Annotated in this window: 10 protein-coding genes; 4 read left to right on the forward strand and 6 right to left on the reverse strand. The window is 69.9% G+C overall.

Annotated features, from left to right (window positions below):
- Positions 1-3: 3 nt before the first annotated feature.
- Together GF068_RS16390 and GF068_RS16395 are read right to left on the reverse strand one after the other, a co-directional pair.
- Entirely contained in the window at positions 4-1251 is a 1248-nt protein-coding gene (locus GF068_RS16390; RefSeq protein ID WP_153820301.1) for a hypothetical protein, read from the reverse strand.
- A gap of 9 nt (positions 1252-1260) precedes the next feature.
- Positions 1261-2151: a hypothetical protein gene (locus tag GF068_RS16395; protein WP_153820302.1), complete on the reverse strand. Its 891-nt coding sequence runs from the start codon at positions 2149-2151 to the stop codon at positions 1261-1263.
- Positions 2152-2339: 188 nt separating this feature from the next.
- On the opposite strand from GF068_RS16395, the gene GF068_RS16400 reads away from it, so the two are divergent.
- The 3 genes from GF068_RS16400 (at position 2340) to GF068_RS16410 (ending at position 8247) form a co-directional block, all read left to right on the forward strand.
- A complete protein-coding gene (locus GF068_RS16400; protein ID WP_153820303.1) occupies positions 2340-3500 on the forward strand; it encodes an endonuclease/exonuclease/phosphatase family protein in 1161 nt (386 codons plus the stop codon).
- Entirely contained in the window at positions 3497-4324 is an 828-nt protein-coding gene (locus GF068_RS16405; protein WP_153820304.1) for a hypothetical protein, read from the forward strand. Before GF068_RS16400 ends, GF068_RS16405 begins: the two co-directional genes overlap by 4 nt.
- Positions 4325-4404: 80 nt before the next feature.
- Positions 4405-8247, forward strand: coding sequence for a protein kinase domain-containing protein (locus tag GF068_RS16410; RefSeq protein ID WP_153820305.1), 3843 nt, complete (start codon positions 4405-4407; stop codon positions 8245-8247).
- A 5-nt stretch (positions 8248-8252) separates the two neighbouring features.
- Here the strand turns inward: GF068_RS16410 and GF068_RS16415 are convergent, their stop codons facing one another.
- The 4 genes from GF068_RS16415 to GF068_RS16430 form a co-directional block, all read right to left on the reverse strand.
- Positions 8253-8981 carry a glutathione S-transferase family protein gene (locus tag GF068_RS16415; protein ID WP_153820306.1) on the reverse strand — a complete coding sequence of 243 codons (729 nt, stop codon included), beginning with the start codon at positions 8979-8981 and terminating at the stop codon, positions 8253-8255.
- 10 nt (positions 8982-8991) lie between these two features.
- On the reverse strand, positions 8992-9447 hold the full coding sequence (locus GF068_RS16420) for a hypothetical protein (protein WP_153820307.1): 456 nt from the start codon (positions 9445-9447) through the stop codon (positions 8992-8994).
- Positions 9448-9456: 9 nt separating this feature from the next.
- Positions 9457-10551 (reverse strand): lysylphosphatidylglycerol synthase domain-containing protein, encoded by a 1095-nt coding sequence (locus GF068_RS16425; RefSeq protein ID WP_170319517.1) that lies wholly within the window; start codon positions 10549-10551, stop codon positions 9457-9459.
- Positions 10552-10612: 61 nt separating this feature from the next.
- Positions 10613-11272: a hypothetical protein gene (locus tag GF068_RS16430; RefSeq protein WP_153820309.1), complete on the reverse strand. Its 660-nt coding sequence runs from the start codon at positions 11270-11272 to the stop codon at positions 10613-10615.
- Between the two features lie 195 nt (positions 11273-11467).
- On the opposite strand from GF068_RS16430, the gene GF068_RS16435 reads away from it, so the two are divergent.
- The gene (locus GF068_RS16435) at positions 11468-12238 is read left to right on the forward strand and encodes a TerC family protein (RefSeq protein WP_153820310.1); all 771 of its coding nucleotides are present in this window, start codon (positions 11468-11470) and stop codon (positions 12236-12238) included.
- The last annotated feature ends 35 nt before the right edge of the window (positions 12239-12273 follow it).

Below are 12273 nucleotides of genomic sequence, written 5' to 3' on the forward strand. Positions count from 1 at the left end.
TCGTCAGGGGTCGCCGCCGGCCGCTGCGACCTCCGCCTCCGCCTCCTTCACGTCCTTCGTGAACTCCTCGACGTGGCGGTCCTTCTCCTCGCTCTGCCATTCCGCGTCCGAGAACACGCTCTCGGGATAGGCCTTCGTCGTGTAGAAAGGACCATCGCGCCCCGGGACGAGCTCGCGATCGGGGTACGTGTCCTCCTTCAGCAAAAACGCCTCGACGTCGCGCAAGACGAACGGTGATTTCGCCTGCTCGTCGAGGACGAGTTTGCCGAAAATGCACATTTTCGCCTCCTGCGCGCCCGCGCCGAGCGGATCGTTGTGCTCGAGGTAAGCGAATCCATCCCCGCCGGCGTCGTCCACGCGGCCCACGACCACGTACCGGCCTGGTTTGTCCACGGCGAGGCGCACGTACAAGCAGAGCGAGCCGTCCTCGAGGACCTCGCGCACGTCGCCCGTGAAGCGCGCCGGCGGGGCGGGCGTGTAGACGAGGTCGAAGCCCGCGGCGCCCTCCTCGCCGTCGATGCGTAGATCGAGCTGTATCGCGATCGGGCCGTGATACCCGCCGAAACCTTCCTTCGCCGGGGCGAAGAGCGCCGCGGCGCTGCCCGCGCCGTCGTCGGCGAAGACGACGGGGGCCGGCGGGAGGGTGTTCGCCTGCGGCATCGACGCGGGGACCTTGGCCTCGGCGCGCAGGACCTCGCACCGCGCGGGGCCCTCGCTCGTTTCGCACGTGACGGCGAGGCGCGCGGCCTCGTCGCCCACGAGGTACAGGCGATCCTGCGAGAGCGTGACGCGGGCGTCCGTGAGCTTCTGGTCCGGGCGCGCGAGCGGCTGCGTGCTCGGCTGGACCGCGTGCGGCTTCTGGAGATCGGGCTTCTCCGAGAGCGGGCGCGCGCCGGGCGGATAACGCGTGGCCTGCAAATACCCTTCGAGCGTGTGCCGCGCCCGCGCCAGGCGCTTCTCGGCGATTTCAAGCGACGTCGAGCCCCCGCCGTCCTCGCCGGCGCCGGTCCTCGTCGGATCCACGAAGCGCGGCTTCGGGCCGTCCCCGAGCAGGCTGCGGGCGGGATCGGGATTTGCCGAGCGCGCGGGGGCCCCGGCGAGCAATTCGTCCTCGGAGGGCGCGCGCCGCGGCGAGAGGCGGTCGTGTTGCCAGAAGAGCAGGAGGGCCGCGGCCAGGACGGCCCCCCCGATCACGAGGCGCCGCCGCCCCGGCCCCGGAGAGGCCATTTTTCCTGCCAACCGTTTTTTCACGCGGCGGTTTTACTTGGCGTAGTTGACCATGTCGGCGCGCACCGGGCCGACGATGCCGCCCCACTTGCCCGCCGCGTAATGGTCGTAGGCCTCCGAGTCGTCGCGGAACTCGACCGTGTGGTAGGACCATTTCGCCTTGTTGTTGCTGGTCGCGCCCGAGCCGAGCGACAGGGTGCCGTCGCAGAACAGGTTGCCCGGGTTGCAGAAGCCGCCCGTCGAGGCGACGCCGCCGGTCGAGTGGTAAGCGACCGCCTCGTCGTCCTGGCCGGGCAGGGTGCCGGAGTAGAGCGTGCCCTTGGCGCCCGCGAACATGTAAAACCATTTTCCGCGGGTCTGGTTGTGGTCGTAGAGGCCGCGCATCACGCCCGTGCGCAGGTCGCCCGTGAGCGGGTCGCTCACGGCCCAGGAGCCGATGTTCGCGAGCTCGCTGCCGCCGCCGGCGCCGCTCGCGACGTCGACCCACTTGATGTTCCAGCCGGTCTGCGTGCCGCCCGCGTTGCCACACGTGCCGTCGGCGGCGGGGCTCGCGTTCTTCTTGTTGCGCGTCGAGCCGCCGTAGAGCGCCAAGGCGTACCCGATCTGCGCGTCGCCGGCGCTGTGGGCGGCGATGTAACAGAAGTTCGCGCCCGTGCAGTAGCAATCGAGCGCGTCGCGGATGCGGTAGTTCTGGCTGGAAATGCGGCTCTTGCCGTCCCAGTTGACGGCCTTCTTGTTGATGCCGGCCGCGGTCGAGGACGAGCCCCAGTAGGAGAAATCGGCGTAGTTGCCCGCCTTGGTCGCGGTGCCGGTGTTCCGGCCGTGAATCCAGAGCGTGTAGTTCGCCGCCGACGCGTCGGGCGTCACGAGCAGCGCGGCGGCAGCAAGAGGAGCGAATGCGAGGAGGAGGGAGGCGCGGGACATGGTCCAATAAAAAGTGAGCGGAACCGGGGTGTCAAGCGGGAACCAGGCGCGTGGATTCGAATGAATTGCAGCGCCGCAGCGCTTTTCCGCGCCGGCTGCACGCGGCCACGCGCGGACGTGGACCCTGTGACTGGGGACACCCGTAAGGATCTTTCAGCGTCCGGGCGCGGGGAGTAGCATGGACGGTCATGACACTCCTCACCCGCCGCCGCGTGCCCTTCGCGCTCTCGATGTCGGCGCTGCTCGCGTCGCTCCCGGCCTGCGAGCCCATGGCGCAAGACTTCGACTTCGTCCGCGAAGAGGTCCCGGTCACGACGCGCAGCGTCCTCGTCCCGCCCGCCGATCCCCAGCCCGCCGCGCTCAAGGTGATGGCCTGGAACGTGAAATACGGCGCGGCGCGGATCGACTTCTGGTTCGATTACTGGGGCGACCGTGTGCAGATGACGCACCACGAGGTCGCCGAGAACATGGCCGACCTCTACCGCCTGGTGAACGAGTACGACCCCGATATCCTCATGGCCGAGGAGATCGAGGTCAACTCGCGGCGGAGCGCCTATTACGACATGGTGCAGGGCACGCTGGAGGGCACGAGCCTCAACTATGCCGCCTACATCCAGACCTGGAACAGCCGCTACGTCCCCTCCGAGGGCGTCGGCCGCATCGACCTCGGCAACGCGATCTTCTCGAAATACCCGATCACGTTCGCCGAGCGCATCCGGCAGGAGGATCGCACCGATCAGGACGGGGTCACGGCCACGTTCTACATCCACCGCATGATCGGGCGCGCCGTGATCGACGTGGGCGCCGGCCGCGACGTCGCCGCCTACGTGGTGCACACCGAGGCCTACGACGTCGACGGCACGAAGGGCCGGCAGATCCAGCAGATATACGACGAGATCAAGAAAGAGACGCTCCCGTTCGTGCTCGGCGGCGATTTCAACGAGTTGCCTCCGACCTCGGTCAAGATCGTCGGCTTCCCCGACGAGCACCCGAGCTCGATCGGCACCGAGTACGAGCAGCCCCCCTACACGCCGGAGATCATGCAGAAGTTCTACGACGATTACGTGCCCTGGGTGAGCCTCGAAGACTACGGACAAACCGAGGCCGAGCAGCGGCGGTATTTCACGCACACCGTGGCCGGGCCGCTGCGGAGCGACGAGGAGGGTCAGCCGCAGTTCTGGAACCGCACCCTCGATTACCTCTTCGTCACGAAGGCCGACGCCTGGGCCCCGGGCTCGACCGACGTCTTGCAGGAGCCGGGCAGGCTCGGGATCCAGAGTGATCCGATGCTCCTCAGTGATCACGCGCCCGTCGTGGGGACGTGGGTGCTCGGGGGAGGGACGCCGTGAAGCGATCCCTCTTCGTCGCGCTCGGCGTCGCCGCGTTGCTCTCGCCGACCCTCGCTTCTGCCGAGCCCATGCCCGCGCGCGAGACCGCGCGTGTCCTGCCAAAAGGAAAACTCTCCGCGGGGCTGCTCTCGCCCTTCGAGCTCGGGCTCGGCAAGGGCTGGGAGGTCACCACCATGATTGTGCCCTGGCTCGTGCTCTCGCCGAATTTCACGTTCCGCGGCGAGCTCGGCCATCTCGGCAAAAATATCGTTGTGACGGGCGAATACGGCCTCTCGGCGCCGACGGGCGCGATGCGGCTGACGCAAGGTTATCTCTTCCCGACGTGGGAGACCTCGGGGAGGCGGCCCGGCTGGGTGATCGCGCCGACCGCGGGGCTCTGGATCTCGGGCGGCGAGCGCGGCGTCCTCACGGGGCGGCTGGAGACGACGGTGGGCCTCGGGCTGGGCGACAACCCGGCGACGCCGCTCGAGACGTACGCGCCGATCGAGCTCCTCTTCGCGCCCGCGCTGAACGGCTTCCGCGTCCGGACCGGCCTCGCCTACGATTACGCGATCCTCGACTGGCTCCGCGCCCGCGCCGCCGTGAACGGTTATGTGATCGGCAGGAGCCCGTATCCGCCGCGATCGCCGCTCTATGCGAGCGCCGAGGTCGGGCTCGAGATCGGCCTCGGAAAGACGGTGCGCGTGGCGCTCGGCGCCATCTGGTACAACTACGATCAAAGGGAAAAGGTCCTCGAGAAGGGGGACGATGGGCGGTGGAGCCGGGTCCCCGTGCGATCGAACGATTTTTTCCCGACGTTCGACTTGATCCTGCGGCCCCGGTGAAGCGAGGCTAGAGGCTCGCCTCCTCTCCCGCGCGGGATGAGGAGGCGGGGGTGAGGGGAGTGGGACCCGTGGAAAATGTCGTGCAATTGCCGTCCGTCTCCGAGGAGCTCAGCCGGCGCTTCGTGATTCGCCGCTGCCTCGGGCAGGGCGGCTTCGGCGTCGTGTACGAGGCGTTTGATCGATCCCTCGGCTCGGACGTCGCCTTGAAGGCGCTGCTCTCCATGGATCCGGCGGCGCTTTATGCCTTCAAGCAGGAGTTCCGGGCGCTCGCCGACGTCGCGCACGAGAACCTCGTCGGCCTGCACGAGCTCTTCTTCGACGATGGCCGGTTCTACCTGACGATGGAGCTCGTGCGTGGCGTGAGCTTCCTCCGCCACGTGCGCCCGAACCGCGAAGAGCGGAGCGACGCCTCGGCGATCACGCTCCCGCCGCTGCCCACCGCCCAGCGCGCGATGGCCGCCGAGCTCGAGACCGTGGTGACCATGGACCTCCCCGCCGTGGCCGGTCCGCACGGCACGATCGCCATGACGACCCTGTCCATGGATGGCGCCGCGCCCCCGCGCCCGCCGCAAATGCAGCCCGACGCGCGAGGCGAGCTCGACGTGGATCGGCTGCGCCATAGCCTCGTGGGGCTCGCGAAGGGCGTCTCCGCCATTCACCGCACGGGCCGCGTGCACCGCGACCTCAAGCCCTCGAACGTGCTCGTCACGCCCGAGGGGCGCGTGAAGATCCTCGATTTCGGGCTCGTCGGATCGTTCGAATCGCTGGCGCGGGACCGCATCCTCGTGGTGGGCACGCCGGCGTACATGTCGCCGGAGCAAGCGACGGGCGCCTCGGGCGACGGGGGCTCGGACTGGTATTCGGTCGGCGTGATGCTCTTCGAGGCGCTCACGGGCGTCGTGCCGCACCTCTTCGAAGGGACGAGCATCGAGGATCTGCTCTACGCGAAGCACCTCGTCGATCCGCCCGATCCGCGGGAGATCGCGCCCGACGCGCCGGAGGATCTCGCCGAGCTCGCCCTCCGCCTGCTCGCGCGGGATCCGGGCGCGCGGGCAGGGGCCGAGCAGGTCTTCCGCGTGGGCCGCGCCGCGACGGAGAGCGCGCCGCGCGTGGCGTCGATGACGATGACGACGCGTGGCGCGCGGCCGAGCTTCGTGGGCCGCGCGCGCGAGACCGCCGCGATGCGCGAGGCGTTCGAGGCGTTCGTCCGCGAGAAGCAGCCCGTGGTGCTGCACGTGCACGGCACGTCCGGCATGGGCAAATCGGACCTCGTGCGGTCCTTCCTCGACGGGCTCGGCGCCCAGCCGATCGTGCTCGAAGGCCGCTGCCACGAGCGCGAGTGGGTGCCCTACAAGGCGTTCGACGGGGCGATCGACGCGCTCGCGCGTTTCCTCGGCGAGTTCGACCCGGAGGATCGCCTGGGGTTCTTGCCCCCGGGTTTGTCCTCGCTCGCGCGCCTCTTCCCGGTGCTCGGCCGGCTCGCGGAGGAGGGGAGCGAGCCCGAGGCGCCCGATCCACACGAGCTGCGGCGGCGCGCGTTCGAGGCCCTGCGCAAGCTCTTCGTGAACCTCGCGCAGCACCGCCCGCTCGTGCTCTACCTCGACGATCTGCAATGGGCCGACGCCGACAGCGCCGCCCTGCTCGAAGCCTTGCTCGTGGCGCCGGCGCCGAACCTCTTCCTCGTCGCGAGTTACCGGACCGAGGAGGCGCGCGGCAGCGAGCTCGTCGGGCGTTTGCCCTCACCACGCGCGGCGGAGGCGGCGGCGGAGATCGAGGCGCGCGAGGTCGTCGTCGGTCCGCTCTCGACCGAGGACGCCGAGGCGCTCGCGCTCTCGATCCTCGGCAGCGACGACGCGGAGGCGCGCCGGGCGGCGGCCCGGATCGCGCGGGAGGCCGCGGGCAGCCCGTTTTTCGTGCAGGAGCTCGCGCGGTACCTCCTCGCGGGGCACACGAGCGAAGGGCTCGACATGCGCGGCGTCGTGGCGGCGCGCGTGGCCTTGCTCCCGGCGCACGCGCGCCTCGTGCTGGAGATCGTGAGCACGGCGGGGCGGCCGATCGAGCCGGTGCTGATCAAGGAGGCGGCGGCGCTCGGGGACGAGGAGAACAGCCGCGCGATCGCGGCGCTGCGGGCCGAGGGCCTGCTCCGCGCCAAGGGCGGGCGCGACGAGGCGCGCGTCGAGGCGTACCACGACAAGATCCGCGAGTCGGTCGTGCAGGGCCTCGCCGACGAGGTCTTGCGGGATCGGCATCGCGCGCTCGGCCACGCCATGGAGGGCATGAGCAACGCCGACCCGGAGGCGCTCGCCATGCATTTCCGCACGGCGGGCGAGCCTTCGCGCGCGCGGGCCTACATGGAGCGCGCGGCGCAGCGGGCCGAGCGGGTGCTCGCGTTCGACCGGGCCGCGACGCTCTACCGCCTCGCGCTCGAGCTCGCCGAGCCTGCAGACGTGGGCGCGCTCGAGCTCCGGCTCGGCGACGCCCTCGCGAAGGCCGGACGCGGGGCCGAGGCGGCGAACGTCTTCCTCTCCGCGGCGTCGAAGCTCGACGCGCGCTCGGCCCTCGTGCCGCGGCAGCGGGCCGCCGAGCATCTTTTACGCGCGGGCCACATGGACGAGGGCCTCGCGGCCGCGCGGGAGCTGCTCCCGGCCGTGGGCCTGCGTTACCCGGCGACCCCGCGGCGCGCGTTCGTCAACGTCGCCGTGGCTCGCGTGAAGCAGCGGCTCCGGGGGTACGACTTCCACGAGAGGCCCGAGCACGACATCGATCCTGCGGTGCTCCACCGCATCGATCTCTGCTGGTCGCTCGGCAATGGCCTCGGCGGCGTCGACGCCGTCCGCGGCGCCGACTTCCAGGCGCGGCACCTCGCGCTCTCGCTCGAGGCGGGTGAGCCTTATCGCATTGCGCGGGCCTTCTCCTGGGAGGCCGTGCTCCGCAGCCTCGGCGGCGGCGCGCAGAACATCGCCGAGGCCCGCGAGCTCGCGGCGCGCGCGGAGGCGATCGCGCGGCGGATCGAGCACCCGCACGCGCTCGCGTGGTCCTCTGCGGCCAGGGCCCTCGCGGCGCACAACGGCTACGAGTTCCGCGAGGCGATCGTCCTGTGCGAGCGCACGATCGACCTCTTCCGCGAGGCGTGCAGCAACATCGCCTGGGAGATCGCCTCCATGTACGCCTGGTGGCTCCTCACGGCGCTCTTCTACGTCGGCGACCTCCGCGCCCTGCTCGAGCACCTCCCCCGCTGCTTCCATGAGGCCGATGCGCTCGGCGATCGGTACATGGAGACCGCGCTCGGCGCCTTCATGGGTCCGATCGGCCTGCTCCTGCAGGATCGGCCGCACGAGGCGATCGCGTCCGCCGAGCGTGCCCTCGCGGGCTGGACGACCCGGGGGTTTCACACGATTCACTGGGGCGCGCTCTACGTGAGGGCGGGGGCGTGGCTTCAACTCGGCGAGGGCAGCCGCGCCTACGCGCACGTGCACGCGCGGCTCGGCGAGCTGCATGCCTCGATGCTCCCGCGCACCGCGAAGGCGATCCGCCTCCGCCTCCTCGACCTCCAGGCCCGCGTGGCGCTCGCCCGCGCCCGTGACGTCGCGGACCCCGAGCCCCTCTTTCGTGAGGCCCTTTCCCTCGCGGATCGCCTCGATCAGGAGCGCACCTCCTGGTCCGACGCTTGCGCCCTCGCCATTCGTGCCGCCATTCTCGTGCGCCGCGGCGACGTCGATCGCGCCCTTGCCTACCTCCTGCGTGCTGGCTCTGCCTTCCGCCGCTCCGACCTCGATTTCTTCGCGCGCCTGACCGAGCGGCGCGTGGGCGAGCTCGAGGGCGGCGAGGCGGGCCGAGCGCGGATCGACGCCGTCGACACGTGGTTCTGCGAGCAAGGCGTCCTTCGCCCCGATCGCCTCGTCCCGGCCTTCCTCGCCGTCTGAGCCTGCTAGCCCGCGGGCTCGTCCGCCCAGTACGCGCCCCGGATCCGCTCGCAAAACGCGACCAGGTTCGCCCTCTCCAGCGCGCGGGCCTTCACCGGGCTCTCGGCGGGCGCGAACAGGATCGGCGCGAGCATGCCATACGCCGTCGCGTCGATCGTCGACGGCTCGTCGTCCAGGAAGAACCGCTTGTCGCCGAGCAGGTCCGCCGCCGCGTCCACGAGCGAGCGGCCCATCGCGAACACTTCCTCGCGCGTGTGCCGGCCCATTCCCTGCGCCTTCAGCATGTTACGCGTCCCCCGCTGCGCGAACGAGAGCATGGGCGACACCATCAAGCGCGGCACCCCTCCGGCCATCATGGCCTCCCCGAACGCGGGGCGGACGAGCGCGAAGTCCTCGTCGCTCCACCACCGGAGGTACACGAGGACGAAATAGAGCTCCGACTCGAAGAGCGACTTGATGGCCCGCCCGAGCGCGCGCTCCCGTGGGCCGAAGCGCCCGTCGTTCAGCTTGTCCCCGTGCTTCTCCACGAGGTAATCGATGATCTGGCTCGAATCGGGGATCAGCCGGTCGCCGTCCGCCGCGTAGGGGATTTTTCCTTTGGGCGCCTTGCGGAAATCGCCGACCTCGCTCCGATACGGCAGCCCCGCCATGCGCAGCCAGGTCTCGAGCTTGATGACGAACGGGCCGAGGTCGGGCAGGCCGAACGCGGGGCCGAATTTGTAGACCGTCAGCATCGTCGTCTCCTCAGGGCGCCTCGCCGCCCTTGTCGCCGTCCTTCTCCGGCGGCGGCGGCGGCGGGTCGGGCTTTCGCGCGGGGGGATCGCCGTATTCGACCGAGAGCTTCTTCGCGAGCGCGTCGACGATCATCCGCTCGTGGTAACTCGGCATCGTGGGCAGCTTGGCCGTGACGCGCACGACGTCCTTGCCGCTCTGCACGACCTCGATCGAGCCTGTGTGCACGCGTTTGCCGCTCTCGGGGCTCGTGTATTCGAAGAGCAGGTAGCCGTGCTCCGGGTCCTTCTCGGTGATCTTCAGCCCGAGATCCACGCGGACGAGGCGGATCGCCGTGCCCCAGGTCTGCTCGAAGGTGTAGGGCGACTCGTAGGCCGTCGCAGCGAGCGCCTCGGGCTCGAACGCGGGGACGAGGACGGCGCCGCCGACGAGCAGCGCGCAGAGGACCATGCCGCAGAGCCGGCGCATGGAAAACACTTACCCCAGGCGTGACGTGGAGGGCCAGCTTTCCGGCGCGCGGCGGAGCAGGAAGAGCCCGAGCCCGAGGCCGACGAGGTGGAAGCCGACCTGGGCCGCGTAGAGGACGAACACGAACGCGGCGGCGGGGCCTCGCAGCGCGCTCTCGGGGAAGTACATGGCGAGCGCCACGTACGTGGAGAGCTGGAACGCGCCGAAATACCCGGGCCCGGACGGGACGAGGATGCCGATGCCGATGCAGCCCATGGCCACGCAGGCCTCGGCCAGCGTGATCCCCGCGAGCCCCGACCCACGCGCGAGCAGCCAGATCCCGGCCGCGTTCACGCCCCAGTAAGCGGCCGTCTCGAGCAGGAAGGGCAAGAGGTGGCGGGGCGAGGGCAAGAAGCGGATGCCCTGGGCGACGCGGTCGACGATGTCGGCGACACGCTCGCCGAGGCGCTTCGAGGCGAGGCCGAGGATCGCCCGGGTCGCGCGGCGGGCGAAATCGCGGGCGAAGAAAAAGACGGCCATGGCGACGAACGCCGCGAAGAAGAGGAAAAGCGCGCCATTGGCCGCCTGCGGTACGGCGGCGACGGGGACGGGCAGATCGGCGATTCGATCGGGCAGCGGATCGAGCGGCGTGGCGAGGCGGAGGGCGACGAAGAGGATCACGCTGAGCGCGAGGCCATCGATGACGCGCTCGGCCCCGACGGTGCCTGTCGCCTCCCAGAGGCGCACGGGTCCGCGGCGGGTGACGAGGTAGGGCCGGACGATCTCGCCGCTGCGAAGCGGGGAGAGGAGGATGGCGCCGAACCCGACCCAGGAGACGGCGACGACGTCCCGCAGCGAGACATGGCCGAGGGGCCGGAGGAGGTGGCGCCAGCGGGCGGCGCGGAACCAGTGGACGACGGCGAGCGAGGCCACGTAGGCGACGACGGCCGACGGTTGCAGGAGGTCGAACGAGCTCTTCGGCGGCAGGAGGGGCAGGCCGCCGCGCAGGAGGACCCAGGCGAGTCCGAGGCCGCAGAGCAGGGAGATGGCGAGGCGAGCGCGCCAGGGTGTTTGGGGGCGCTCGGCGACCGCTTCGGGCTGGAGAGGCTCGTCCGCTGCGGACACGGGCGCCAGGGTGGCAGGACGAACGGGTGGGGGCAAGGCGGGAGCGCCCCCGCCGCCTCCTCTACTTGAGCTCGATCTCGAGCTCGATCTCCAGGTCGTGATCCCTGTTCACGAGGTCGATGGTGTGGGCGATGGAAAACTCGCGGAAGGTCCCCTTCGCCTTCACGAACTTGCCGGTACCACCGACGATCCTGGCCGTCTCGGGGATGGTGCTCAGCGTGCGGAGCGGCGTCGGGTAGGTGCGGATGAGCTCCCCGGTGGCCAGCATGTCCTCGACCTCGGCGAGCAGGACCGTCAGGTCCTCCGTTTGGGCGAGCATGAGCGTGCCTTCATCCATCAGGGTCAGCGTGTACGTGGTGAACGTCCTCGCGTTCGGCAGGTCGAGCACCTCTTGCTCCGTGCCGAAGCCGCGCAGATTGCCCTGCTCGTCGTACAGCTTGAATGCGAGGAGGAATCCGTCGGCGATCTCGGGCTCGTCGAAGGTCGGAATGCTCGCCGGAGACGGCGCGAAGAGTCCGCCGGAGGCCATCGTCACGGCAATGACGTCGTCCGTCGAGAACCTGAACGTCTCGACGGACGGTTTCTTCGAGGACACGGCCAGGGCGTCCGCCACGACCGCCGCCTCGCCCTCGGGGGCGATCGGCGTGTCCACTCGTGGATCGCAGGCAATGATGAGCGACGAAATGCAGAGCCCGATGACGGAAATACGATTGGAAAGCACGACGATTCCCCTCCTCTTTCGCGGACGGATGTCGACCGGCCGGGGTTGGTGCTCTAGCATTCGGAGGGTGGGCGCACGCGTCGGGGCGGTACCTCCGACGAACCTGGTGGATCCCTGCCTACCCTGAAGGGGGAAGCGGAGGGGACGTCATCGCGGCCCCTTCCCGCGCGAGGAAGGTTGCCCTAAAAGCAGGCGATGCTTTCAGGCATCCAGGATCCGGAGACGTGGGTCGCGCTCCTCTCGCTCTGCGCGATGGAGATCGTGCTGGGCATCGACAACGTCGTGTTCATCTCGATCCTCACGGCGAAGCTGCCGGCGGACAAGAGGGACGGCGTCGGGCGTCTGGGCCTCTTGCTCGCGCTCGTGATGCGCATCGGCTTGCTCTTCACGATCAGCTTCTTGATGGGCCTGACGAAGCCGCTCTTCACGCTCCCGCTCGCGAACGTGGCCATCTCGGGCAAGAGCTTGATCCTGCTCGTCGGCGGCCTGTTCTTGATGGCGAAGTCGACGAACGAGATCTACTCGAAGGTCGAGCGGGACGAGGAGGGCGAGCACGGCCCCGGGGGCAAGGCGGTGAGCGTGGGGCTCGTGGTCGCGCAGATCCTGGCGCTCGACATCGTGTTCTCGCTCGACTCGGTGATCACGGCGGTCGGCATGATCCCGCCCGAGCAGATGTGGGTCATGGTCACGGCGGTCATGGTCTCCGTGGGCGTGATGCTCCTGTTCGCCAAGCCCATCTCGAGCTTCGTGCTCGAGCACCCGTCGGTGAAGCTCCTGGCGCTCGCGTTCCTCCTGCTGATCGGCGTGATGCTCATCGCCGAGGGCATGGGGCAGAAGATCCCGAAGGGCTACATCTACTTCGCGATGGCGTTTTCGCTCGGCGTGGAGCTGCTCAACATGCGGTTCCGCGGCAAGAGGCGGAAGAAGAGCGCGCCTTCGGCGGCGGGGCCTTCGGCGGCGGGCTGACCCGGGCGCTTTTTTCACCCGACCTCATCTCACAG

This window comes from Polyangium spumosum (assembly GCF_009649845.1).
GTDB classification, from domain to species: Bacteria; Myxococcota_A; Polyangia; order Polyangiales; family Polyangiaceae; genus Polyangium; species Polyangium spumosum.